The sequence below is a fragment of the Methylobacterium indicum genome (genome assembly GCF_001043895.1).
Taxonomy (GTDB): domain Bacteria; phylum Pseudomonadota; class Alphaproteobacteria; order Rhizobiales; family Beijerinckiaceae; genus Methylobacterium; species Methylobacterium indicum.
On record NZ_JTHF01000175.1, the window covers coordinates 1 to 25,597 of the forward strand.

The 25,597-nt window shown below is 69.4% G+C and carries 18 protein-coding genes and 2 tRNA genes; 6 read left to right on the forward strand and 14 right to left on the reverse strand.

Features of this window, described 5'->3' with window-relative positions:
* The 10 genes from QR78_RS34265 to QR78_RS20420 form a co-directional block, all read right to left on the reverse strand.
* Positions 1-99: GTP-binding protein (locus tag QR78_RS34265; protein ID WP_141657718.1), on the reverse strand; the 99-nt coding region annotated here is incomplete at its 3' end.
* 119 nt (positions 100-218) lie between these two features.
* A complete protein-coding gene (gene fusA / locus QR78_RS20380) occupies positions 219-2,294 on the reverse strand; it encodes an elongation factor G (RefSeq protein WP_048429406.1) in 2,076 nt (691 codons plus the stop codon).
* A gap of 57 nt (positions 2,295-2,351) precedes the next feature.
* Entirely contained in the window at positions 2,352-2,822 is a 471-nt protein-coding gene (rpsG, locus tag QR78_RS20385; protein ID WP_048429407.1) for a 30S ribosomal protein S7, read from the reverse strand.
* 118 nt (positions 2,823-2,940) lie between these two features.
* Complete coding sequence (gene rpsL, locus QR78_RS20390; RefSeq protein WP_048429408.1) at positions 2,941-3,312, reverse strand: 30S ribosomal protein S12; 372 nt, start codon at positions 3,310-3,312, stop codon at positions 2,941-2,943.
* Between the two features lie 437 nt (positions 3,313-3,749).
* Entirely contained in the window at positions 3,750-7,955 is a 4,206-nt protein-coding gene (gene rpoC / locus QR78_RS20395) for a DNA-directed RNA polymerase subunit beta' (RefSeq protein WP_048429409.1), read from the reverse strand.
* 150 nt (positions 7,956-8,105) lie between these two features.
* The gene (gene rpoB / locus QR78_RS20400) at positions 8,106-12,230 is read right to left on the reverse strand and encodes a DNA-directed RNA polymerase subunit beta (RefSeq protein WP_048429410.1); all 4,125 of its coding nucleotides are present in this window, start codon (positions 12,228-12,230) and stop codon (positions 8,106-8,108) included.
* Between the two features lie 286 nt (positions 12,231-12,516).
* On the reverse strand, positions 12,517-12,894 hold the full coding sequence (rplL, locus tag QR78_RS20405; protein ID WP_048429411.1) for a 50S ribosomal protein L7/L12: 378 nt from the start codon (positions 12,892-12,894) through the stop codon (positions 12,517-12,519).
* A 51-nt stretch (positions 12,895-12,945) separates the two neighbouring features.
* Entirely contained in the window at positions 12,946-13,479 is a 534-nt protein-coding gene (gene rplJ, locus QR78_RS20410) for a 50S ribosomal protein L10 (protein WP_048429412.1), read from the reverse strand.
* A gap of 515 nt (positions 13,480-13,994) precedes the next feature.
* The gene (locus tag QR78_RS20415; protein WP_048429413.1) at positions 13,995-15,377 is read right to left on the reverse strand and encodes an esterase-like activity of phytase family protein; all 1,383 of its coding nucleotides are present in this window, start codon (positions 15,375-15,377) and stop codon (positions 13,995-13,997) included.
* A 126-nt stretch (positions 15,378-15,503) separates the two neighbouring features.
* Positions 15,504-17,177, reverse strand: coding sequence for a histidine kinase famiy protein (locus QR78_RS20420; protein ID WP_244276409.1), 1,674 nt, complete (start codon positions 17,175-17,177; stop codon positions 15,504-15,506).
* A 271-nt stretch (positions 17,178-17,448) separates the two neighbouring features.
* On the opposite strand from QR78_RS20420, the gene QR78_RS20425 reads away from it, so the two are divergent.
* From QR78_RS20425 to QR78_RS20435, 3 genes are all read left to right on the forward strand, one after another.
* A tRNA-Pro gene (locus QR78_RS20425) sits at positions 17,449-17,525 on the forward strand.
* A gap of 87 nt (positions 17,526-17,612) precedes the next feature.
* Positions 17,613-17,689 (forward strand) — tRNA-Pro (locus tag QR78_RS20430).
* Positions 17,690-17,992: 303 nt separating this feature from the next.
* Positions 17,993-20,035 carry a M23 family metallopeptidase gene (locus QR78_RS20435; protein ID WP_244276408.1) on the forward strand — a complete coding sequence of 681 codons (2,043 nt, stop codon included), beginning with the start codon at positions 17,993-17,995 and terminating at the stop codon, positions 20,033-20,035.
* Between the two features lie 18 nt (positions 20,036-20,053).
* Here the strand turns inward: QR78_RS20435 and QR78_RS20440 are convergent, their stop codons facing one another.
* Positions 20,054-20,722: a DJ-1/PfpI family protein gene (locus QR78_RS20440; protein ID WP_048429415.1), complete on the reverse strand. Its 669-nt coding sequence runs from the start codon at positions 20,720-20,722 to the stop codon at positions 20,054-20,056.
* A 141-nt stretch (positions 20,723-20,863) separates the two neighbouring features.
* Here QR78_RS20440 and QR78_RS20445 point away from each other — a divergent pair, with 141 nt between their 5' ends.
* Positions 20,864-21,820: a GlxA family transcriptional regulator gene (locus tag QR78_RS20445; RefSeq protein ID WP_048429416.1), complete on the forward strand. Its 957-nt coding sequence runs from the start codon at positions 20,864-20,866 to the stop codon at positions 21,818-21,820.
* 7 nt (positions 21,821-21,827) lie between these two features.
* Here the strand turns inward: QR78_RS20445 and gluQRS are convergent, their stop codons facing one another.
* On the reverse strand, positions 21,828-22,658 hold the full coding sequence (gene gluQRS / locus QR78_RS20450; protein ID WP_048429417.1) for a tRNA glutamyl-Q(34) synthetase GluQRS: 831 nt from the start codon (positions 22,656-22,658) through the stop codon (positions 21,828-21,830).
* 6 nt (positions 22,659-22,664) lie between these two features.
* Between gluQRS and QR78_RS20455 the strand changes: the two genes are divergently transcribed.
* Positions 22,665-23,366, forward strand: coding sequence for a DNA-3-methyladenine glycosylase family protein (locus QR78_RS20455; RefSeq protein ID WP_048429418.1), 702 nt, complete (start codon positions 22,665-22,667; stop codon positions 23,364-23,366).
* A 97-nt stretch (positions 23,367-23,463) separates the two neighbouring features.
* Here the strand turns inward: QR78_RS20455 and QR78_RS20460 are convergent, their stop codons facing one another.
* Positions 23,464-23,937 (reverse strand): hypothetical protein, encoded by a 474-nt coding sequence (locus tag QR78_RS20460; RefSeq protein ID WP_048429419.1) that lies wholly within the window; start codon positions 23,935-23,937, stop codon positions 23,464-23,466.
* A 151-nt stretch (positions 23,938-24,088) separates the two neighbouring features.
* On the opposite strand from QR78_RS20460, the gene QR78_RS20465 reads away from it, so the two are divergent.
* A complete protein-coding gene (locus tag QR78_RS20465; protein ID WP_048429420.1) occupies positions 24,089-24,769 on the forward strand; it encodes an alpha/beta hydrolase in 681 nt (226 codons plus the stop codon).
* On the opposite strand, the gene QR78_RS20470 is transcribed toward QR78_RS20465, so the two are convergent.
* Entirely contained in the window at positions 24,766-25,548 is a 783-nt protein-coding gene (locus tag QR78_RS20470; protein ID WP_048429421.1) for an HpcH/HpaI aldolase family protein, read from the reverse strand. The two genes, QR78_RS20465 and QR78_RS20470, sit on opposite strands and share 4 nt — an antisense overlap.
* Positions 25,549-25,597 lie beyond the last annotated feature (49 nt).

The following is a 25,597-nucleotide window of genomic DNA, read 5'->3' on the forward strand; positions in this document are numbered from 1 at the left end:
GGTGATCGCCGCGGTCAGCGAGGTCTTGCCATGGTCAACGTGACCGATGGTGCCGATGTTGCAGTGCGGCTTCGTCCGCGAAAACTTTTCCTTGGCCATCGCCAATACTCCGTCGATCGAATGCAAGCGAAATAGTCTGGATCGGTGCCCGCCATGGCGGGCACCGGAAGCTGAGAGGCGGCCCGAGCCCGGGCCATCTCATCAAGCGTCGGTTCGCCTTAGGCGTACTTGGCAACCACCTTCTCGGCCTCGCCGCGCGGGACCTCTTCGTAGTGGTCGAACTGCATCGTGAAGTTCGCGCGGCCCTGGGTGAAGGAGCGCAGCTGGTTCACGTAGCCGAACATGTTGGCGAGCGGCACCATCGCGTTGATGACGTTGGCGTTGCCGCGCATGTCCTGACCCTGGATCTGACCGCGCCGGGAGTTCAGGTCGCCGATGACCGAACCGGTATAGTCCTCCGGGGTCACGACCTCGACCTTCATCACCGGCTCGAGCAGGACCGAGCCACCCTTCTGGAGCGCCTCGCGGAGTGCCGCCCGCGACGCGATCTCGAAGGCCAGCGCCGAGGAATCGACCTCGTGGTAGGCGCCGTCGATCAGCTCCACCTTGATGTCGACCACCGGGAAGCCCGCCAGGATACCGGCGGTCAGCACGCTGTTGAGGCCCTTCTCGACGCCCGGGATGTACTCCTTGGGCACCGAGCCGCCGACGATCTTCGACTCGAACGCGTAGCCGGCGCCCGGCTCGTTCGGCTCGACCACGAACTTCACCCGCGCGAACTGGCCGGTACCACCGGTCTGCTTCTTGTGGGTGTAGTCGATCTCGGTGCGCTTGGTCAGCTTCTCCCGGTACGCGACCTGCGGCTGGCCGATATTGGCTTCGACCTTGTAGGTGCGCTTCAGGATGTCGACCTTGATGTCGAGGTGGAGCTCGCCCATCCCCTTCAGGATGGTCTGGCCCGACTCCTGGTCCGTCGAGACCCGGAAGGACGGATCCTCGGCGGCGAGCTTCGAGAGCGCGATGCCGAGCTTCTCCTGGTCCGCCTTGGACTTGGGCTCGACGGCGATCTCGATGACCGGCTCCGGGAACTCCATCTTCTCGAGGATCACGGCCTTGGTGGGGTCGCACAGCGTGTCGCCGGTGCGGGTGTCCTTGAGACCCGCGAGCGCCACGATGTCACCGGCGAACGCCTCCTTGATGTCCTCGCGGTTGTTCGCGTGCATCAGGAGCATGCGGCCGACCCGCTCCTTCTTGTCGCGGGTCGAGTTGATGACGTTCGCGCCCGAATCGATCTTGCCCGAATACACGCGGCAGAAGGTGATCGTGCCGACGTGGGGGTCGTCCATGATCTTGAAGGCGAGCATGGAGAAGGGATCGGAGTCGAGGGGACGCCGAACGACCTCTTCCTCGGTCTTGAAGTCGATGCCCTTGATCTCGCCGCGATCGGCGGGAGACGGCAGGAAGTCGACGACCGCGTCGAGCAGGGGCTGCACGCCCTTGTTCTTGAACGCCGAGCCGCACAGCACGGGGTGGAAGGCACGGCGCTGCACGGCCGTGCGCACCAGCTTGCGCATGGTGTCCTGGTCGGGCTCGACGCCGTCGAGGTAGGCCGCCATCGCGTCGTCGTCCATCTCGACGCAGGCCTCGACGAGCTTGGTGCGGTACTCCGCAGCCTGGTCGGCGAGGTCGGCCGGGATCTCTTCCTCGGCGTAATTGGCGCCCAGCGCCTCACCCGACCACACGATCGCCTTCATCTTGATCAGGTCGATCACGCCCTTGAAGGAGCTCTCGGCGCCGATCGGCAGCTGCAGGCAGACCGGCTTGCCGGCCACGCGGTCGATGATGTCGGCGACGCACTTGAAGAAGTCGGCGCCGATCTTGTCCATCTTGTTGACGAACACGACGCGCGGCACGTCGTACTTGTCCGCCTGGCGCCACACCGTCTCGGTCTGGGGCTCGACGCCCTGGTTGCCGTCGAGCACGCAGACCGCGCCGTCGAGCACGCGCAGCGACCGCTCCACCTCGATGGTGAAGTCGACGTGCCCGGGGGTGTCGATGATGTTCAGGCGCTTGTCGCGCCAGAAGCAGGTGGTCGCAGCCGAGGTGATCGTGATGCCACGCTCCTGCTCCTGCTCCATCCAGTCCATGGTGGCGGCGCCCTCATGGACCTCGCCGATCTTATGGGACTTGCCGGTGTAGTAGAGGATCCGCTCGGTCGTCGTGGTCTTGCCGGCATCGATGTGGGCCATGATGCCGAAGTTGCGGTAGTCCTCGATCGCGTGCGTGCGGGGCATCGGGGGGCTCCTGAAGGTAGGGGCCGCCGCACCAAGAGGGCGGCGGCGAAGCAGCGTTTACCAGCGGTAGTGCGAGAACGCGCGGTTGGCCTCGGCCATCCGGTGGGTGTCCTCGCGCTTCTTCACGGCGTTGCCGCGGTTGTTGGCGGCGTCGAGCAGCTCGGCCGACAGGCGCTCGACCATGGTGCGGTCGTTGCGCGAGCGGGCGGCCTGGATCAGCCAGCGGATCGCCAGCGCCTGACGGCGCTCGGTGCGGACCTCGACCGGGACCTGGTAGGTCGCGCCGCCGACGCGGCGGGAGCGGACCTCGATCGCCGGGGCGACGTTGTCGAGGGCGGCGCGGAACACCTCGATCGGGTTCGCCTTCGCGCGGGCCTCGATGATGTCGAACGCGCCGTACACGATGGTCTCGGCGACCGACTTCTTGCCCTCATACATCACCGAGTTCATGAACTTGGTGAGGACGACGTCGCCGTACTTGGCGTCGGGGATGATCTCGCGCTTCTCGGCGCTGTGGCGGCGGGACATCGCTCGCTCCGTCTAACTTCTAAAAATCAACTGTTGTGCCCCAACGCAGGCCGCCTGGAGCCTCTCGGGCCGGCGACATCCTTGCGGGACAGGCGATATTGGGTACCGGGTCCGCGTCTTACTTCGGACGCTTGGCGCCGTACTTCGAGCGACGCTGCTTACGGTTCTTGACGCCCTGGGTGTCGAGCACGCCGCGCAGGATGTGGTAGCGCACGCCCGGAAGATCCTTCACGCGGCCGCCGCGGATCATCACCACGGAGTGCTCCTGAAGGTTGTGACCCTCGCCCGGGATGTAGCCGATGACCTCGAAGCCGTTGGTCAGGCGAACCTTGGCGACCTTACGCAGCGCCGAGTTCGGCTTCTTCGGGGTCGTGGTGTAGACGCGGGTGCAGACGCCACGCTTCTGCGGGCAGGCATCGAGAGCCGGCACCTTGTTGCGGGCCTTCTGCGCCTTCCGCGGATTGGCGATCAGCTGGTTGATCGTCGGCATGCCATTCCTCTCGCAACGCGTCGCCGTCCTGGCGACCGTCGTTTCTCAAATCTCGTCTGAACGACCGTCGCCCCGGGATGGAGCGCAACGCAAATCGCGCCCCAGGCTGAAACCAGCCTTTGGCGCGCCATGCGAGCAGAGGACCACCAGGGGACAGGCCCCAGCGATCATGCCGGTCTGACACGTGTCAGTCGCTTGAAGTTCGGTCGCGTTTAGGAGACTTGGATCGAGGCACGATGGGCACGTCGATCAGCTGTCGCCTACGGCCAGCCGTTCAGTAGGAGGGCCTATTACGGGCTGGTAGCCGGGGCGTCAAGCAGAAACTTTCTCTTAAAGCTTGGCTGCTTACGCGAAAAGGCCGGCGCCCCGGGTAGGGCGCCGGCCTTCGTCTGGAGGTGCGGCGGACGACGAGGCCCGCCGCCGGAAAGCGCCCTGCCCTACTCGGCCGCCGGGAGCTGCTCGGCGACCGCCGCGCCGCTCTCGGCCGACTTCTGGGCCATGATCAGGCCGTCGCGGCGGCGCGCGATCGACTTGATGTCGGCGATCATCGCCCCGGTGCCCGCCGGGATCAGCGAGCCGACGATGACGTTCTCCTTCAGGCCCTCGAGGTTGTCGACCTTGCCGTTGACCGCCGCCTCGGTGAGGACGCGGGTGGTCTCCTGGAACGAGGCCGCCGAGATGAACGAGCGGGTCTGCAGCGACGCCTTGGTGATGCCGAGCAGGACCGGGACGCCCTGGATCGGCTTCTTGCCCTCGGCGAGCAGCTTCTCGTTGAACTCGGCCAGCTCCATCCGGTCAATCTGGTCGCCCGTCAGGATCTCGGAATCGCCGCCGTCGGTGATCTCCACCTTCTGCAGCATCTGCCGGACGATGACCTCGATGTGCTTGTCGTTGATCGACACGCCCTGCAGCCGGTAGACCTCCTGAATCTCGTTGACGAGGTAGGCGGCGAGCTCCTCGACGCCCTTGATCGCCAGGATGTCGTGCGGCGCCGGGTTGCCGTCGACGATGAAGTCGCCGAGCTCGACCACGTCGCCGTCCTGCAGGTGGATGTGCTTGCCCTTCGGGATCAGGTACTCCACCGGCTCCGAGCCGTCATGCGGGGTCAGGCTCAGGCGGCGCTTGTTCTTGTAGTCGCGCCCGAACGAGATCGTGCCGGACTTCTCGGCGATGATCGCCGCATCCTTCGGACGACGGGCCTCGAACAGCTCCGCCACCCGCGGCAGACCGCCGGTGATGTCGCGGGTCTTGGCGCTGTCGGTCGAGACGCGGGCGAGGATGTCGCCGGCCTTGACCCGGGTGCCCGGATCGACGCCGATGATCGCCTCGACCGGCAGGATCGAGCGGGCATCCGAGCCGCGCGGCAGCTTCTGCACGCGGCCGTTCTGGTCGTGGACCGCGATCGCCGGACGCAGGTCCGCCGTCCGCGCCGAACCGCGCCAGTCGATGACGACGCGCTTGGCGATGCCGGTCGACTCGTCGGTCGTCTCGGTAATCGACTGCCCGTCGATCAGGTCCTCGTAGGCCACGATGCCGTCGATCTCGGTCAGGATCGGCCGGGTGTAGGGATCCCACTCGGCGATGCGCTGGCCGCGCTTGATCGCGTCGCCCTCGTCGACACGGACGCGGGCGCCGTATTGCAGGCGGTGGACCGCCCGCTCGGTGCCGTCCGGCCCGACGATCACGACCGCGACGTTGCGACCGATCGCGACGAGGTCGCCGTCCGAGTTGCGGGCGAGACCGCGGTTGCGGATCCGCACCGTGCCCTCGAAGCTCGACTCGATGAAGGACGAGTCGGCGATCTGGGCCGCGCCGCCGATGTGGAAGGTCCGCATCGTCAGCTGGGTGCCCGGCTCGCCGATCGACTGCGCCGCGATGACGCCGACGGCCTCGCCCATGTTGACGGGCGTGCCGCGGGCGAGGTCGCGCCCGTAGCAGGTGGCGCAGACGCCGTTCCGGGTCGCGCAGACCAGGACCGATCGGATCTTCACCTCCTGGATGCCGGCCTTGGTGATCGGCTCGAGGTGCTTCTCCTCGATCGTCTCACCCTTGGCGACGATGATCGAGCCGTCGTTGGCGACCAGGTCCTCGGCCGTGGCGCGGCCGAGGATGCGGGTCGCCAGCGAGGCCACGACCTGGCCGGCATCGATGATCGCGCGCATCCGGATGCCGCTCTCGGTGCCGCAATCCACCTCGCGGATCACCGCGTCCTGCGCCACGTCGACGAGGCGGCGGGTCAGGTAGCCGGAGTTGGCGGTCTTGAGCGCGGTGTCGGCCAGACCCTTGCGGGCGCCGTGCGTCGAGTTGAAGTACTCGAGAACGTCGAGGCCTTCCTTGAAGTTCGAGATAATCGGGGTCTCGATGATCTCGCCCGAGGGCTTGGCCATCAGACCGCGCATCGCCGCGAGCTGCTTCATCTGCGCCGGCGAGCCACGGGCGCCCGAGTGGCTCATCATGTAGATCGAGTTGACCTGCTTGTCGGCGCCGTGCTCGTCCTTCTGCACGGACGAGATGCGGTTCATCATCTCGCCGGCGAGACGGTCGGAGCACTTGGCCCAGGCGTCCACGACCTTGTTGTACTTCTCGCCCTGGGTGATCAGGCCGTCCTGGTACTGCTGCTCGTAATCCTTCACGAGCGTGCGGGTCTCGTCGACGATCGACCACTTGTTGTCCGGCACCACCATGTCGTCCTTGCCGAACGAAATGCCGGCCCGGAAGGCGTGGATGAAGCCGAGACCCATGATCCGGTCGCAGAAGATCACCGACTCCTTCTGACCGCAATGGCGGTAGACGGTGTCGATCATCGCCGAGATCTCCTTCTTCGTCATCAGCTTGTTGACGACGTCGAAGGGGACGCGCTTGTGGCGCGGCAGCACGCTCGACAGGATCACCCGGCCCGGGGTGGTGTCGTAGATCCGCGAGACCTCGTTGCCCTCGGAATCCAGACCCTTCCAGCGCCACTTGATCTTGGTGTGCAGCGTCACAGTGCGGGCCGCGAGCGCGTGCTCGAGCTCGCCGAAATCGCCGAACACGCCCCGCATCGGGTTCTTCGGATCGTTCGGCTTGTGCTCACCCGGCGACCCGTCGGCGACGATCGACAGGTAGTACAGGCCGAGCACGATGTCCTGCGACGGCACGATGATCGGCGCGCCGTTGGCCGGGTGCAGGATGTTGTTCGTCGACATCATCAGGACGCGCGCTTCCAGCTGCGCCTCGAGCGACAGCGGGACGTGCACGGCCATCTGGTCGCCGTCGAAGTCGGCGTTGAACGCGGCGCAGACCAGCGGGTGCAGCTGGATCGCCTTGCCCTCGATCAGCTTCGGCTCGAAGGCCTGGATGCCGAGCCGGTGCAGCGTCGGCGCCCGGTTCAGCATCACGGGATGCTCGCGGATCACCTCGTCCAGGATGTCCCAGACCTCCGGCTTCTCCTTCTCGACGAGCTTCTTGGCCTGCTTCACCGTGGCCGAGAAACCCTTGGCGTCGAGGCGCGCGTAGATGAACGGCTTGAACAGCTCGAGCGCCATCTTCTTGGGCAGCCCGCACTGGTGCAGCTTCAGCTCCGGGCCGACCACGATGACCGACCGGCCGGAATAGTCGACGCGCTTGCCGAGCAGGTTCTGGCGGAATCGGCCCTGCTTGCCCTTCAGCATGTCGGCGAGCGACTTCAGCGGGCGCTTGTTGGCGCCCGTGATGACGCGGCCGCGCCGCCCGTTGTCGAACAGCGCGTCGACCGCCTCCTGCAGCATCCGCTTCTCGTTGCGGATGATGATGTCCGGCGCGCGCAGCTCGATCAGCCGCTTGAGGCGGTTGTTGCGGTTGATGACGCGGCGGTAGAGGTCGTTGAGGTCCGAAGTCGCGAAGCGGCCGCCGTCGAGCGGCACGAGCGGGCGCAGGTCCGGCGGGATCACCGGCACGACCGTCAGGATCATCCATTCCGGCCGGTTGCCCGACATCTGGAACGCCTCGATAATCTTGAGGCGCTTCAAGAGCTTCTTGGGCTTCAGCTCGGAGGTGGTGGTGGCGATCTCCTCGCGCAGGTCGGCCGCGATCTTGTCGAGGTCGAGCTCCTGCAGGATGCGCCGGATCGCCTCCGCGCCGATCATGGCGGTGAACGAGTCCTCGCCGTACTCCTCCTGCGCACGCAGGTACTCCTCCTCCGAGAGGAGCTGACGCTCCTTCAGGGGGGTGAGGCCCGGCTCGATGGTGACGTAGGACTCGAAGTACAGGATGCGCTCGAGGTCCTTGAGCGCCATGTCGAGAAGCAGGCCGATGCGGCTCGGCAGCGACTTCAGGAACCAGATATGGGCGACGGGGGCGGCGAGCTCGATATGGCCCATGCGGTCGCGACGGACGCGCGCGAGAGTCACCTCGACGCCGCACTTCTCGCAGATCACGCCCTTGTACTTCATGCGCTTGTACTTGCCGCACAAGCACTCGTAGTCCTTGATCGGCCCGAAGATCCGGGCGCAGAACAGGCCGTCACGCTCGGGCTTGAACGTGCGATAGTTGATGGTCTCGGGCTTCTTGATCTCGCCGTAGGACCAGGACAGGATCTTCTCAGGCGACGAGATCGAGATCTTGATCTGGTCGAAGCTCTGAGGCTGAGCCTGCTGGTTGAAAAGATTCATGACCTCTTGGTTCATGATCTGCTCCTTGGCTGACGGGGCGCCGCGAAGGGCCGGGCGAAGGGCCTGGGAATTTGGGCCGCCGTCTGAGGGAAACGGGCTTCGGCGGCCGGGGCCCTCGTTGGGAGGACCCCGCCGCCGTCTTCAGTCGGTCGTGTCGGGGCAGGCCTACTCGGCCGCCTCCGGGGGCGCCTCGAGCTGGTCGTTCGCCGCGCGCTTGGAGGACAGGAGCTCGACGTTGAGGCCGAGCGACCGCATCTCCTTCACCAGCACGTTGAAGCTCTCGGGGATGCCCGCCTCGAAGGTGTCGTCGCCGCGCACGATGGCCTCGTAGACCTTGGTGCGGCCGGCGACGTCGTCGGACTTCACCGTCAGCATCTCCTGCAGCGTGTAGGCGGCGCCGTAGGCTTCGAGGGCCCACACCTCCATCTCGCCGAAGCGCTGGCCGCCGAACTGCGCCTTGCCGCCCAGCGGCTGCTGAGTGACGAGCGAGTACGGACCGATCGAGCGCGCGTGGATCTTGTCGTCCACCAGGTGGTGCAGCTTCAGCATGTAGATGTAGCCGACCGTGACCTTGCGGTCGAAGGGCTCGCCGGTGCGCCCGTCGTAGAGCGTCGACTGGCCCGACCGGTCGAGGCCGGCCATCTCCAGCATCGTCTCGATGTCGGCTTCCTTGGCGCCGTTGAACACCGGGGTGGCCATCGGGACGCCGCGGCGCAGGTTGTTGCCGACCTCGGCGAGATCCTGGTCGGTCAGGCCGGCCAGCTCGGACTCGCTGTAGATCGCCTTCATCCGCTCGCGCAGGGGCTCGATGTCGTGGGTGCGCAGATACGCGTCCACGGCCTGCGAGACCTGCCGGCCGAGACCCGCGGCGGCCCAGCCCAGATGCGTCTCGAGGATCTGGCCGACATTCATCCGGCTCGGCACGCCGAGCGGGTTGAGCACGATGTCGGCGTGGGTGCCGTCCTCCAGGAACGGCATGTCCTCGATCGGCACGATGCGCGAGACCACGCCCTTGTTGCCGTGCCGGCCCGCCATCTTGTCGCCGGGCTGGATCTTGCGCTTCACCGCCACGAAGACCTTGACCATCTTCATGACGCCCGGGGGCAGCTCGTCGCCGCGCTGCAGCTTCTCGACCTTGTCGAGGAAGCGCTGCTCGAGGCGCTTCTTCGACTCGTCGTACTGCTTCTGCATCGCCTCCATCTCGGTCATGAGACGGTCTTCGACGACGGCGAACTGCCACCACTGCGACCGGGGATACTCGGTCAGCAGCTCGCGGGTCAGGAGGGTCTCCTTCTTGAAGCCCTTCGGGCCCGCCACCGGCGACTGGCCGACCAGCAGGTCTCCGAGACGCGCATAGGTGTTGCGGTCGAGGATCGCCTGCTCGTCGTCGCGGTCCTTGGCGAGACGCTCGATCTCCTCGCGCTCGATGGCCTGGGCGCGCTCGTCCTTGTCGACGCCGTGGCGGTTGAACACCCGGACCTCGACGATCGTGCCGGTGACGCCCGGCGGCACCCGCAGCGAGGTGTCGCGCACGTCCGAGGCCTTCTCGCCGAAGATGGCGCGGAGGAGCTTCTCCTCCGGCGTCATCGGGCTTTCGCCCTTCGGGGTGATCTTGCCGACCAGGATGTCGCCCGCGTGGACCTCGGCGCCGATATAGACGATGCCGGCCTCGTCGAGGTTCTTGAGCGCCTCCTCCGAGACGTTCGGGATGTCGCGGGTGATTTCCTCCGGCCCGAGCTTGGTGTCGCGGGCCATCACCTCGAATTCCTCGATGTGGATCGAGGTGAACACGTCATCCTTCACGATCCGCTCGGAGAGCAGGATCGAGTCCTCGAAGTTGTAGCCGTTCCACGGCATGAACGCGACGAGCACGTTCCGGCCGAGCGCCAGCTCGCCGAACTCGGTCGAGGGACCGTCGGCGATGATGTCGCCCTTCTTCACCACGTCGCCGACGCGCACGAGCGGCTTCTGGGTGATGCAGGTCGACTGGTTCGAGCGCTGGAACTTCTGCAGGCGGTAGATGTCGACGCCGGGCTTCGAGGCGTCGGCCTCGTCGGTGGCGCGGATGACGATGCGGGTCGCATCGACCTGGTCGATGATGCCCGCGCGCCGAGCGCCGATGGCGGCGCCCGAATCGCGCGCCACCACGGCTTCCATGCCGGTGCCGACGAAGGGGGCGTCGGCGCGAACCAGCGGCACCGCCTGGCGCTGCATGTTCGAGCCCATCAGCGCGCGGTTGGCGTCGTCGTTCTCGAGGAACGGGATCAGCGCCGCGGCGACCGACACGAGCTGCTTCGGCGAGACGTCCATCAGGTCGACGCGCTCGGGGCCGACGACGATGACCTCGCCCGCCCGGCGGCAGACCACGAGGTCTTCCGTGAGCTTGCGGTTCTCGTCCATCTGCGCATTGGCCTGGGCGACGTGGTACTTCGCCTCCTCCATGGCGGACAGGTAGGCGACCTCGTCGGTGACCACGCCGTCGCGCACGCGGCGGAACGGGGTCTCGATGAAGCCGTACTTGTTCACCCGGGCGAAGGTGGCGAGCGAGTTGATCAGGCCGATATTCGGGCCTTCCGGCGTCTCGATCGGGCAGATCCGGCCGTAATGGGTCGGGTGCACGTCGCGCACCTCGAAGCCGGCGCGCTCGCGGGTCAGACCGCCCGGGCCGAGCGCCGAGAGGCGGCGCTTGTGCGTCACCTCGGAGAGCGGGTTGGTCTGGTCCATGAACTGCGACAGCTGCGACGAGCCGAAGAACTCGCGCACCGCGGCCGCCGCGGGCTTCGCGTTGATCAGGTCCTGCGGCATCACGGTGTCGATGTCGACCGACGACATCCGCTCCTTGATGGCGCGCTCCATGCGCAGGAGGCCCAGGCGGTACTGGTTCTCCATCAGCTCGCCGACCGAGCGCACCCGGCGGTTGCCGAGGTGGTCGATGTCGTCGATCTCGCCCTTGCCGTCGCGGAGATCCACCAGCGCCTTGACCACCGCCAGCATGTCCTCGCGCCGCAGCGTCCGCACGGTGTCGGCGGCGTCGAGGTCGAGGCGCATGTTCATCTTGACGCGGCCGACGGCCGAGAGGTCGTAGCGCTCCGCGTCGAAGAACAGCGAGTGGAACATCGCCTCGGCGGTCTCGAGGGTCGGCGGCTCGCCCGGGCGCATCACCCGGTAGATGTCGAACAGCGCGCCCTCGCGGGCCGAGTTCTTGTCGACCGCGAGCGTGTTGCGGATGTAGGGACCGATGTTGACGTGGTCGATGTCGAGGACCGGGATCTCCTCGATGCCGACGTCGGTCAGGCCCTTGAGGACCTTCTCGCTGATCTCGTCGCCGGCCTCGGCGTAGATCTCGCCGGTCTTGTAGTTGACCATGTCCTCGGCGATGTACTGGCCGATCAGGTCCTCATCGGTGGCACGCAGGGCCTTCACGCCCTTCTCGGCGATCTGGCGGGCGGCGCGCGCCGTCAGCTTCTTGCCGGCCTCGAGCACCACCTCGCCCGACTCGGCATCGATGAGGTCGGTGGTGGCCTTGAAGCCCTTCAGCCGCTCGGCGTCGTAGGGCACGCGCCAGTCATGCCCGTCGCGCACATAGGCGACGCGGTTGTAGAAGGTCGAGAGGATCTCCTCGCCGTCGAGGCCGAGCGCGAAGAGCAGCGAGGTGACGGGGATCTTGCGCTTGCGGTCGATGCGCGCGTGCACGATGTCCTTGGCGTCGAACTCGACGTCGAGCCAGGAGCCGCGATACGGGATGATGCGCGCGGCGAACAGGAGCTTGCCCGAGGAGTGGGTCTTGCCCTTGTCGTGGTCGAAGAACACGCCCGGCGAGCGGTGCATCTGCGAGACGATGACACGCTCGGTGCCGTTGACGATGAAGGTGCCGTTCTCCGTCATCAGGGGCATGTCGCCCATGTAGACGTCCTGCTCCTTGATGTCCTTGACCGACTTGGCGCCGGTATCGGGATCGACATCGAACACGATCAGCCGCAGCGTCACCTTCAGCGGCGCGGCGAAGGTGATGCCGCGCTGGCGGCACTCGTCGACGTCGTATTTCGGCTGCTCGAACGTGTACTTGACGAACTCGAGGAGCGCGGTCGAGGAGAAGTCGGAGATCGGGAAAACGGACTTGAAGACCGATTGCAGGCCCTCGTCGGCGCGCCCGCCCTCGGGCTCGTCCACCATCAGGAACTGGTCGTATGACGCCTTCTGGACCTCGATGAGGTTCGGCATCTCGGCGACTTCCCGAATCTTGCCGAAGAACTTGCGAATGCGCTTGCGACCGACCAGCGTGTTGGCCATGGGTTGACCTCGCTCCTCATCCACCGCTTATACGGCCCCGGTGGGACGCTGGCCGAATCGGACCTGCCCGAATCGGATCTGCATCGAACCTGCCGTGACCGTGCGGACCGCCCGTGCACCGGCCGCCCGCATCCCTGAAAACCGATATGGGGATCCTTACCCTGGATCCCGAGGGGGTGCGCCGAAGCGACCATAGCCCGCGAGCGCGAGGCCCGCGGGCTGGTGGCCCCGGACCCGCCGAGGCGGGGTCCGGAGCGCGGGGCGGGCCGGAAGGCCCGCCACCGTCTTACTTGAGCTCGACCTTGGCGCCGGCCTTCTCGAGCTGGGCCTTGAGCTTGGCGGCGTCGTCCTTGGACACGCCCTCCTTGACCGGCTTCGGAGCGCCCTCGACCAGGTCCTTGGCCTCCTTGAGGCCGAGACCGGTGATCGCGCGGACCTCCTTGATGACCTCGATCTTCTTGTCGCCGGCGGCGGCGAGCACGACCGTGAACTCGGTCTGCTCCTCGACGGGGGCGGCAGCGGCGCCACCGGCCGGGCCGGCGGCGACGGCGACGGCGGCAGCCGCCGAGACGCCCCACTTCTCCTCGAGCATCTTCGCGAGCTCGGCGGCCTCGAGAACGGTCAGCGAGGACAGGTCGTCGACGAGCTTGGCAAGATCAGCCATTTTTCACTTCCTGATGTTGTCGGTTTGAACGGTTTCGACTCGAACGGCCGGTCAGGCCGCTTCGTCGGCCTGGGCATCGCCGGTCTTGGCATAGGCCCCGAACACGCGCGCGAGCTTGGCAGCCGGCGCGTTGACGACCTGGGCGATCTTCGTCGCGGGAGCCTGGACAAGGCCCACGAGCTTGGCGCGCAGCTCATCGAGGGACGGCAGCGAGGCCAGGGCCTTCACGCCGTCCGGGTTCAGGGCGGTCGTCCCCATGGCTCCGCCGAGGATCACCAACTTGTCGTTGGCCTTGGCGAAGTCCACCGCCACCTTGGCGGCCGCGACCGGATCGCTCGAATAGGCGAGCAGGGTCGGGCCCTTCAGGAGGGGCTGGATGGAGGCGACGTCCGTGCCTTCGAGAGCGATGTTGGCGAGGCGGTTCTTCGCGACCTTCACGGTGGCGCCGGCCTGCTTCATCTGCGAGCGCAGCTTCTGCATGTCGGCGACCGTGAGGCCCTTGTAGTGGGCCACGACGACCACGGAGGTGTTCGAGAACACCCCGTTGAGCGTCGAGACGAGATCAGCTTTTGCTGCTCTGTCCACCTTGGCTCTCTCCGGTTGGCGGAACCCGGATGGGCTCCGCCGGTTGCAGTTGCCGCCCAGGATGAGCCGGGGCCTTCACGAGAAGACCGCGACGTCCTGAACGACGCTTCACGGCCCTGCCCCCGATACGAAGAACCTCGCGGCCCCGCGCCTCGGGTGAGATGGTTCAAACCGACGCCCCGCCGGCCCGGATGGGCGTTGGGGCGGTGAAATTCGGTCTTCCCCGTCTGTGCAGGCGGATATTAAGCCGGCGAGCCGGCGCCTGCAGTCTCGGACAGGACATGGCCGGACGGGGCGCGAGGGGTTTCCCCCTGAGCCCTTCCGGCCACTTTGGCCACCCGGTCGCCCGGGGGCCTCTCTCAAGGACGAGCCGGTCGGCCCAATCCTTTCGAACTTGGAAACGTGGAGCCGGGTCTATAGCGGCGTGCAATCCGCCTGCCAAGACCCCGGGGCGGGAAAATCCGGCCGCCGCGGGAGGAAATTCGGTCGCAGGGGACTGCCCCGGGTCCGCGTTCCTACTTCGCCTTCAGGAAGTCGCCCACCTCCAGCAGCACGAACTCGTTGTCGTCGACCTGGTGCGGGTCGCGGCTCGCCGAGAACGGCAGGTTGTTGTCGTTGCCGACGACGATGTGGGTGTCGTCCACCTTGTCGACGTTCTCGATCGTCAAGAACGGGAAGGCGAGCGCGCCGTCGGTCAGCGGCTTGCGGGCCTTGCCCGCGGGATCGGCGATGCGCATCAGGTCGATCGAGCCGATCTTGCGTACGGCTCCGCCCTGGTTGGCGTCGGTCATCTCGATCTTGAAGACGCGCTTGAACGCGGCCGGGGCCGAGAAGCAATCCGGCCCCTTCTGGCCGGCCGGGCAGGCCTTGTCGGAAGTACCCTCGCCGTCGTCGCGCTCGATCACGAGGCCGGTGGTCGCGTCGATGAGGTTGAAGTCGCCGATCGCGTGGCCGTTCGCCTCCAGCGGATAGAACCAGGAGCGGCCCGTCCACGCCCGCGCCCGGGTGTCGAATTCGAGGATGCGCAGCACCTCCTTGCCGTCGCGGGTCTCGAAGGCCTTGGCGTCGGCGTCCCAGAGCGGACCTTCCAGCAGCGCGTAGAGCCGGCTGCCGTCCGGCGAGGCCGCCATGCCCTCGAAGCCCTTGGAGCGGCGGGCGTTGAACGCGACCGCACCGCCCGGCATCGCCGGGGTCGTCACCGCCGGGTTGTCGGGGGAGCGCACCGGCTTGCCCGCGGCCAGGGTCTCGACCACCGCCTGCACCTTGCCGCTGCGGTCGACCTCGATCAGGAACGGGCCGAACTCCTCGCCGATCCAGATCCGGTCGCCGACGAACTGGAAGCTCTCGGGATCGAAGTCGCTGCCGGTGAGGTAGCGGCTCTCCGTCGCCTCGTTGGCGATGCGGAACGGCACCTTCCGGTCGGGATCGCGCAGATAGATCGTCTCCACGCGCTCGACGCCGCCCTTGGCGAAGTCGATCCGGTACCGGTTGAGGTAGAGCATCGCGTCGGGCGAGTTCGCCTTGGTGCCGAATCCGTTGTCGGTCAGCACCCAGTAGGTGCCGTCCGGCATGTGCTTGATGCCGGAATGGCCCTGCAGCGGCTGGCCGCGCAAGGGCAGCTTCATGGTGGTCGTCCGCCCCATCGACTGCGCCTCGACCGTGCCGACCGCCTCGACCCGGCGCCCGGTGGTGAACTTGCCCGGCGTGGCGAGATCCCGGGGCGCGTCCGCCGGCAGCGGCGCGACGCTGTCGGCCGGCAGCACCGCATGGCCGGCGAGCGTCGCCGGGAAGGTCGGGGCGGGCTGGCCTTGTGGGTTCTGGCCCTGGGGGGCCTGCGCCAGGGCGGCGGAGGCGACCGACAGCAGGAGCGTGACGGCGAGAACGGAACGACGCGGCATGGAATCCTCGGGCGGATGAGCGCGGCCGTTCTTGCGGATGTCCCATGTCAGTGAGGTGACGACAGCCAGGGGGTCGCCCCCCGGGATCCGGGCCCGGGGCCTCGCCCAGATTCTCAGCCGTGGTCCTCAGCCGTGATGCGGCTCGCCCGGGGCCGGCATCCGCTTCGCGCCGCGGTCGAGGGCGGACCGGACGCGGTCGGCGAGCTCCGCCTTGCGGTAGGGCTTGCCGAGGACGTCCATGGTCGGGGTCGCCGGGCCCTGCGCCACCAGATCCTCGTTGTAACCGGTGGTGAGCAGCACCGGCAGGTCCGGCCGCAGGCTCTGGGCCTTCTCGGCCAGGATCAGGCCGTTGACGCTGCCCGGCATCACGATGTCGGAGAACAGGAGGTCGATGCGCTCCTCCCGCGCGAGGATATCGAGCCCCTCTTCGCCGTCGCGGGCGGTCAGCACGCCGTAGCCGAGGCTTTCCAGGTATTCGCGGGCGAGCGCCCGCACGTCGTCGCTGTCCTCCACCACCAGCACGGTCTCGTCGCCGCGCCGCAGCACCGCCTTCTGCTCGGCGGGCTCCTCCTCGATCGAGGCGCCGTGGCCGGCGGGAAACAGCATCGTGATGGTGGTGCCGCCCGCGGCCGCATCGGTCTTCGGCCGGGTCTCGATCTCCAGCCGGCCGCGGGATTGCTGCACGAAGCCGTGCGCCATCGCGAGGCCGAGCCCGGTGCCCTTGCCCGGGCCCTTGGTCGAGAAGAACGGCTCGGTCGCCCGCTCGGCGATCCCGGGCGGCATCCCCTCCCCTTCGTCGCGGACCCTGAGCGCCACGTAGTCGCCGGGCGGCAGGTTGCGGGCCTTCCCGTTGCCATTGAGATGGACGGGCGCCGTCGAGATCGTCACCGTGCCGCCCGCCGGCATCGCGTCGCGGGCGTTGATGAGCACGTTGAGGAGCGCCATCTCGAGGTTGGTGCGGTCGAGGGTGACGGGCGGCAGCCGCGGCGTCAGGTCGAGGCGCACCGAGACGTTGCGGCCGAGCGTGCTCTCGGCGACCTCCGCGAAGGCCAGCACCAGGGCGTTGAGGTTGAGCGAGCGCGGCTCGAGCCGCGCCTTGCGGGCGAAGGACAGGAGCTGCTTCGTCAGCTTCGCGCCGCGCTCCGCCGCGCCGGCCGCGTTGGCGAGCTGGCGCTGCGCCCGATCGCTCGTGACCGAGCCCCGGGCCAGTTCCAGGTTGCCGGTGACGACCTGCAGCAGGTTGTTGAAGTCGTGGGCGAGGCCGGCGGTGAGCTGGCCGATCGCCTCCATCTTCTGGGCCTGGCGGAAGGCCTGCTCCGAGACCCGGCGCCGGGTCACGTCGAGCTGCGAGGCGAAGAAATAGACGATGTCCCCGGCCTCGTCGAAGACCGGGCCGATGAAGATGCCGTTCCAGAACGGCGAGCCGTCGCGCTTGTAGTTGAGGATCTCGGTGGCGATCGCCCGGCGCTCCTCGACCGCCTGGCGCAGCTCGGCCACGGTCTCGCGGCTCGTCTCCGGCCCCTGCAGGAAGCGGCAGTTGCGGCCGACGAGCTCGGCCTCCGTGTAGCCCGTGAGGTCCTGGAACGCCCGGTTGGCGAACACGATCGGGTTGTCGGGCCGCCGGGGATCGGTCAGGATCATCGGCATCCGGGTCATCTCGATCGCGGCGAAGAACACGCTGCCGCGATCGTCGAGGCCCGGCTTGCGGATCGTCGCCGATTTCAGGTGCGCCAGGGACGGCGCCTCCGCGGAGTGGCTCTCGGCCAGCTCCGGCATCCCGGCCTGCTCGTCCTCGCTCACGTCGCCACCCGGCCCGCCATCACGCCACCCCGCCGGTGTCGACCATCTCTCGTGAGGCGCGAGAATGGGGGGCGAGACCAGATCGCGCAAGGTCTTCCTGTCCCGGGTTTCGGGCGCCTCCCGTTCGTGATCTCGTCGCAGTGCCGCTCCGGCGGGCGCAAGTTCCCAACGGCGAGCCGGCTTCAAGAAACTCGGCCGGGCCGCACGAACGGCCTTGCGGCCCCCGGAGGCCCTCGCTATAAGCCCCCTCGTCGGCCAGCGGCCGGCCGTTCGGAGTGTAGCGCAGTCTGGTAGCGCACCACGTTCGGGACGTGGGGGTCGCAGGTTCAAATCCTGCCACTCCGACCAGCGCTCTCACGAGCCTGAGTCTTCCCGAGACAGCAGCCATCTGAACAAGGTGCTGTGTAAACATGATACCCGTGCCTTCGGGCGCGTCGGAGTGTAGCGCAGTCTGGTAGCGCACCACGTTCGGGACGTGGGGGTCGCAGGTTCAAATCCTGCCACTCCGACCATTCATTCCCGCCTCTCGCGAACACTTTTCTGTCTCATCGAGCATCGCAAGGTGCCCTCTGCGCCTGCAACCCAGCGCGCGGGGCAAGCCGCGATCCCGGAACGGCCTCAATCCTGACATCCTGGCGCCGGAGAGACCCCCGAGGTTTCCGGCAGGATCCCCCTGGGGAGCCGGCCCCGCCCGCCGTTGATTTCCAGGCGTCGCCCACGCATGGTCGCGGCAGCGCGGAGCGCTCCCTGCCCGGCCCCGCGGCGCCCGATGGCGCCGCTCGATGGCACCGATACGAGAAGGCGAAGGAGTGACGGTGAAGCGTGCGCGCCTCGACCCGGTCGGATCCCAGCAGGCGCCGCGCGGCCGGTCGGCCGATCCCGGCCGCGAGCCGCCCCTCGACCTCTCGGGCGCCGCCTCGCCGCGGGCCGACCGCCGGGACGTGAACCTGCGCTGGCTCGCGGCCTGCGTGCTCACCGGCATGACCGGCGCCGGCCTGATCGGCTCGGCGATCTGGGTCTCGCTCCAGGGCGAGATCACCTTCGCGGAACTGCCCCAGGCCGTGGCGGTGGCCCCCCGCCCGGTGGCGAGCGAGGGCGGCACCAACCTCTCCCGAAAGGGCGACCGGCTGGTGCGCAACCCGATGGTGGCGCTGGCCAAGCAGAGCTTCAAGGCGCCCGTCACCCTGCGGGCGGGCGAGCGCGAGATCATCAAGGTCCGGCCCTTCGTGCGGATCGCCACCGCGCTCTCGACCACCGCCGGTATCGCGGCCACCGACATCCCGCCCTTCGACCCGATGCGCTTCTTCAGCGATCCGGGGCTCGAGCGTGCGCCCGATGCCCAGTCGGCGACGGCCGACGCGCCGGATGCCGAGGTCTCGGTGGTCAAGCGCGACCTCGGCGACCTGGCGGTACCGGCCGGCGCGCCGGCTTTGTCCGACGAGGACGTGGCGGCGCAGATCGAGGAGGAGCGGCGCCTCGCCGCCGAGGCCGGACGGCGGGCCGCCCTGCCGATCGCCCCGCAGCTGATGCTCTCGCGCACGCTGCGCAGCATGACGACCCTGCCGGGCCTCGACGGTACCGGCGATTTCGGGGGAGCGTCCGGCCCGTTCAAGTCGATCGAGGTCCGGGTGATGCGCGAGAACGTCACCGACCTCGCCAAGATGGAGCGCGAGCGCGACGCGCCGCTGGTCGAGGACCGCGACGTCGCGATCAAGCGCGGCGAGACCCTGGAGGGCGTGCTCAGGGCCAATGGCGGCCTCGACGAGCAGGTCCGTCCGATCCTGGCGGCGTTGGGCACCCGGGTCCGCTCCGGCGCGGTCGGCGAGGGCCAGCAGATGCGGCTCCAGATCGGGCCCGGCCCCAAGGTCGGCGATCCGCGCCAGCTCACCCGGGTGATCCTCTACGGCGAATCCGGCGTCGAGGCGATCGCCGCCATGAACGACCGCGGCGCCTTCGTGTCGGTGGCCCCGCCGGTGCCGGAGGGCGTCGCCCAGAAGCCCGCCGCCAAGCCCGAGGCGGACGACGACGAGGAGGGCACGGGCGCCCGCCTCTATGCCAGCCTCTACGAGACCGCCGCGCGCCACGACCTGCCGCGCTCGACCGTCGAGGACCTGGTGCGGATCTTCGGCTACGACGTCGATTTCCAGCGCCGCGTCGCGCCCGGCGACGGGATCGAGCTGTTCTACACCTACGACGAGGAATCCGGCGGCTCGTCCGAGCGGCCCGACATCCTGTTCGCGGCCCTCAACCTCGGCGGCGAGTCGCGGCGGATCTACCGCTTCCAGTCGCCGGACGACGGCAGCGTCGACTACCTCGACGAGGCCGGCCGGTCGCTCAAGAAATTCCTGCTGCGCAAGCCGGTCGCCGACGGCAACATGAGCTCGGGCTTCGGCTATCGCCGCCATCCGGTGCTCGGCTACGCCAAGCTCCATACCGGCGTCGACTGGTCGATCCGCATCGGCACCCCGATCTTCGCGGCCGGCAACGGCACGGTCATCAAGGCCGACTGGGATTCGGGCTACGGCCGCCGGGTCGAGATCCAGCACGCCAACGGCTACGTCACCACCTACAACCACATGTCGCGGTTCGGCCGCGGCGTCAGCACCGGCACCAAGGCGCGCCAGGGCCAGATCATCGGCTATGTCGGCTCGACCGGCCTCTCGACCGGCGCCCACCTGCACTACGAAGTGATCATCAACGGCCACTTCGTCGACCCGATGAAGATCCGGGTGCCCCGCGGCCGCGAGCTCGACGGGCGGCTGCTCGCCGAGTTCCGGCGCCAGCGCGACCAGATCGACGGGCTGATCCAGAAGTCGGGCGCGCCCACCACCCTGGCGCAGCGCGAGGCGATGCGCTGAGGCGGGACGCCGCGGGCGTCAGGTGATCCGGCCGACGATCGCCTCCCGGGCCGCCCGGGAGCCGCAGAGGCGCTTCCTCGCCCGCTCCAGCACGGCCGGCGGCGCCTCCGCCGGGGTGCCGGCGCCGAAGGGCGGGGCGGGTGCGTATTCGAGGGTGAGCTGCACCGTCTCGGCCTCCTCGCGGCCCATGAGTTCGGCCACCACCGCGAGCCCGAAATCGATGCCCGAGGTCACGCCGCCGGCGGTGATCAGGGTCCCGTCCCGCACCACCCGGTCCTGCACCGGCACGGCGCCGAAGCGGGCGAGGAAGTCGTGCGCGTACCAGTGGGTCGTCGCGCGCCTGCCCTTCAGCAGCCCGGCGGCGCCGAGGACCAGCGCGCCGGTACAGACCGAGGTGAGGTAGCGGACCTCGCGGGCGCGGCTGCGCACGAAGTCCAGCACCGCCTCGTCCTCGAGGAGCGGGTTCACCCCGGCGCCGCCCGGGATGCAGAGCACGTCGAGGGGCGGGCAGGTCTCGAAGGTCGCGGTCGGCACGAAGGGAAGGCCGGTGGCCGAGCGCACCGGCTCGCCGTCCTTCCAGATCAGGTGGACGGCGCTGTCGGGCACCGAGGCGAAGACCTCGTAGGGCCCGGTCAGGTCGAGCTGCTGGACCTGCGGGAAGACGAGGATTCCGAAGCTGAGCGACACGAGGACGATCTCCCGGGTTGACGCCGGTCAGCGTAAACCCGCAGGTCTCGGCGCGATCGCCAGAATGCCCTCGTTTCCCGCCAAAGCCACCCCTTACCAAAGCCACCCCTCGCCAAAGCCACCCCTCGCCAAAGCCACGCCATGCCGCATGCGCGCCGCATCGAGATCCTGGCCTTCCCGGGCGTCCAGCTCCTCGACGTCGCCGGGCCGCTCCAGGTCTTCGCCACCGCCAACGACCTCGCGGCCGGCCCGCATCGCCCCTACGAGACCGCCCTGGTGGCCCGGACGACCCCGATCGACTCCAGCGCCGGCCTGCCGCTGCCGGCGGAGAGCCTGCCGTCCGCGGAGACGCCCCTGGACACGCTGGTCGTGGCCGGCGGCCAGGGCGTGGATGCGGCCTGCCGGGATGGCGACCTCGTCGATTGGCTGCGGCGGCGCTGCGGGGCGGCACGGCGCACCGCCTCGGTGTGCAGCGGCGCCTTCCTGCTGGCGGCGACCGGTCTCCTCGACGGCCGCCGGGCGGTGACGCATTGGGGGCGCTGTGCCCAGTTCGCCCGGGCATACCCCGCGGTGCGGCTCGATCCCGATCCGATCTTCGTACGCGACGGCGCGGTCTGGACCTCGGCGGGCGTCACCGCCGGGATCGACCTCGCCCTCGCCCTGGTGGAGGAGGATCTCGGCCGCGACCACGCCCTGGCGGTGGCGCGCCAGCTCGTCGTCTACCTCAAGCGGCCGGGCGGGCAGGCCCAGTTCAGCGCGGTCCTGACCCTGCAGGCCGGCGACGGGCGCTTCGACCGCCTGCACGCCTGGATCCGCGAGAACCTGGCGGCCGACCTCTCGCTGCCAGCCCTGGCCGCCCGGGCCGCCATGAGCCCGCGCAGCTTCTCGCGGCATTACCGCGAGGCGACGGGCCACACCCCGGCCCGGGCCGTGGAGGAGATCCGCATCGAGGCGGCCCGCCGCCTGCTGGAGCAGGGCGCGAGCGTCGGCCGCGCCGCCCGGGCCTGCGGCTTCGGCTCGGAAGAGACGTTGCGCCGGGGCTTCCTGCGTCGCGTCGGTACCGGCCCGCACGCCTATCGCGAAAGGTTCGCCGGCTGACGGCGCATCACCGGGCCGGGAAGCCGAGCCGCGCCCGAACCGCCTCCGGGCTCTCCCCCCGCTCGCGCAAAGCCGCCAGCGCCTCCGAGCGCAGGCTCTTCGACAGCTTGTCGCCGGCCTCGTCGCGGATCAGCCCGTGATGATGGTAGCGCGGGGTCGGCAGGCCGAAGAGCCGCTGGAGCAGGACGTGGAGGTCGGTGGCGGCTTCGAGGTCCTGGCCGCGCACCACGTGGGTGATCCCCTGCGCGGCGTCGTCGAGGACCACCGCGAGGTGATAGCTCGTCGGCACGTCCTTGCGGGCGATGACCGCATCGCCCCAGCGGGCCGGATCGGCGGCGCTGACCGTCTCCGGCTCCCCCGGCGCGAAGGCCGTGTAGGCGAAGGGCCCCGGGCAGAACGCCAGCGCCCGCGCCATGTCGAGGCGCCAGGCATGGGGAGCGTCCGGCACCGACCGGCCGCGGCAGGTGCCCGGATAGAGCGGCGCCCCGTCCGGGTCGCGGGCGGTGCCGGCGGCGGCCTGTATCTCCCGGCGGGTGCAGGTGCAGGGATAGATGAGGCCCCTCGCCCGCAAGGCCTCGAGGGCGGTGCGGTAGGTGGACATCCGGGCGGACTGGCGCCAGATCGGCTCGGGAAACGTCAGGCCGAGCCAGGCGAGGTCGGCGAACACCGCCTCGGTCAGCTCCGGCCGGCAGCGCTGGGGGTCGATGTCCTCGATGCGCAGGAGCAGCGTCCCGTGCAGCGCCCGGGCCGTCTCCGCGTTGAGAAGCGCCGAGTAGGCGTGGCCGAGATGCAGGCGCCCGTTCGGGCTCGGGGCGAAGCGCAGGCGGGGAGGCGACACGGCGGGATGCGGACGACGAGGACTTTCCCCGCCATAAGCCCGGACGCCGCCGGCGTCACCGGGCCGCTCCTCGATTCCGAGGCGGTGCTGCGCGAGGGCGTGGCGGCGCTGGCAGCGCTCGACCCGGTGATGGCGCGGCTCGCCGCGGAGGGCGCGGCACCGGTCCTGCGCAAGCGCCCGCCGGGCTTCGCGGGCCTGGCCGGCATCGTGGTGGGCCAGCAGATCTCGACCGCGAGCGCCGCGGCGATCTGGGGCCGGCTCACCGCCCGCCTGCCGGACCTGACGCCGGAGGCCCTGGCGGCCGCGCCGGACGATCCTTTGCGCGAGGCCGGCCTGTCGGCGCCGAAGATCCGGACCCTGCGGGCGGCCGCTGCGGCGATCCTCGACGGCGCGCTACCCCTCGACACCCTGCACGCGCTGCCGGCGGACGAGGCCCACCGGCTGATGGTGGCGGTCCACGGGATCGGCCCGTGGACCGCGGACGTCTACCTGCTGTTCTGCCTCGGCCACCCGGACGCCTTCCCGGCCGGCGACCTCGCCCTTCAGGAGGCGGCCCGCCTCGCCGACGGGCTGGAGACCCGCCCGAACGCCGCCGCGCTGACGCGCCGTGCCGACGCCTGGCGCCCGTGGCGCGGGGTCGCCGCCAAGGTGCTGTGGGCCTATTACCGGGTGGCCAAGGCGCGCGACGGCGCGCCTCTGTCTCCCTGATGGCAGCGGCACGCCTCCGGCTTCTCGAAGGGCGCGCCGTGCCGCGCCGGGCGAGCTGCCGGGATGACCGGAGACACCCGCCTCCCGCCGCGGACGCTCAGGTCGGCGCGCCGGGCGTCCCGGCTTCCACGGGCCGGCGGGGCGTGACGGGCCCCCGCCAGCTCGGCCATTCCTCCGCCGAGAACAGCGCGCGGCGCACGATGGTGCCGATCGCCAGGGGAGGCAGCGGCGAGAGCACCAGCAGGATCGGCCAGGCGCGATCGGGAATCAGGCTCGCAGCGGCGGCCAGGGCCTGTCCGGAGGCCTGAACGAGCAGCCAGACGGCCGTCATGTAGAGATCGGCATGGTCCTGCAGGGAGAGCCAGCCGTCTGCGCTCCGGTTGCCGACGATCAGGATGACGACCGACCAGACGGCAAGACCGCCCACGGCTTCGGCCGTGCTGGTCTGGAGGCCGATTCGCGCGGACGACAGGGCCAGCGCGAGACCGCCATAGCCGAGCAGGATGGCGCCGAAGCAGCCGATGCGCCGCAGGGCGAGGGAACGGAGCAGCCGAGGGAAGCGATGGTGCATGGCCGTTCACACCTGTCGGATCTTCCCTGACGGTAGCATGGAGGCGGGACGGCGTGGGTCTCGGTCCGGGTTCAAAATCGCTTGAAGTGGATCCCCGTCCGGGCTCAACGCTCCAGGCACACTTCTCCCCTGCACAGGAGCCCGAGACCCGATGCCGATCCTCCCCGGCCCGCGCCTGATGCCCCGCTCGGGCGCCCGACCGCGTCAGCTCGTCGTCCTGCTGCACGGCTTCGGCGCCGACGGCAACGACCTGATCGACCTGGCGCAGGAATGGCAGCCGCTCCTGCCCGACGCCGCCTTCGTGGCGCCGCATGCGCCCGAGCCCTGCATCCAGGGCTTCGGACGGCAATGGTTCTCGCTCACCTTCCGCGATCCGCAGGAGCGCTGGCGCGGCGTGAACCGGGCCGGGCCGACGCTCGACGCCTTCCTGGACGCAGAACTTGAGGCGCACGGCCTCGGGCCGCATCAGCTCGCGCTGGTGGGCTTCAGCCAGGGCTGCATGATGGCGCTGCACGTCGCCCTGCGCCGTCCCGCCCCGGTGGCGGCGGTGGTCGGGCTGTCCGGCATGCTGGTCATGGAGGAGGGCAAGGGCCCCGAGAGCCTGGCGCCTGCGGTCACCGCGGTGCCGCCGGTGCTGCTCGCCCACGGCGACCAGGACGAGGTGATCCCAGTCGACGCGCTGTTTCTCTCGGCGGAAGCCCTCGCCGCCGCCGACGTGCCGGCGGAGTGGCACCTCTCCGCCGGGATCGGCCACGGCATCGACGACGGCGCCCTGCACCATGCCGGGCAGTTCATCGCCGCGGGCTTCGCCCGAGCCGCGCGGCGCGGTTAGCCCCGCGCCTCCTTGAGCGCCGCCTGGGCGCCGGCCCGCAGCAGGGCGGAATCGCCGGTGAGCGCGATCAGGTCGAAGCCCTCGGCGATCAGCTCACGGGTGCGAGCGGCCGAGAGGGCGTAGATGCCGATGCGCTTGCCCGCCGCCCGGGTGCGCGCCATGGCGTGCTTGAGCGCGTCGCGTACCGCCGCGCCGTCCGGATCGAGGCCGGCGCCGTTCGACAGCGCGATCGAGAGGTCGGAGGGGCCGATGAAGATGCCGTCGATCCCGTCCACCGCCAGGATGTCGTCGAGGGCGGCGAGCGCCTCCCGGGTCTCGATCATCGCGAGCGTCTGGCAGAAGCCGTTGGCCTCGCGCAGGTAGGTCTCGGGCGCCAGGCCCGAGAGCGCCAGCGCCGGGTTCGGCCCCCAGCTGCGCTCGCCCATCGGCGGGTACTTGGCCAGGGCCGCGAAGCGCCGCGCATCCTCGACGGTGTTGACCATCGGGGCGATCACGCCCGAGATCCCGGCATCGAGGAGCCGCGAGACGGTCGCGAAGCCGCCGACCGGCACCCGCGCCAGGGTCGGCTTGCCGCGGGCCGCCACCAGGGCGATCGTGCGGTTGATGCTGTCGAAGTCGTGGGCGCCGTGCTGCATGTCGAGGGTGACGGCATCGAACGCCTCGGCCGCCAGCAGCCCCGCCACCGCGGGCTCGGGGATCCCGCACCAGGCCGTGATCAGCGGCTTGCCCTCGCGGAATCGCGCCGCCAGCGCGGCCACCGCTCCACCCCGTTCCGCCATCGTGGTCCCTCCCGGTCTGATCGGCCGGCCGCGTGTTCACCGCGGCTCG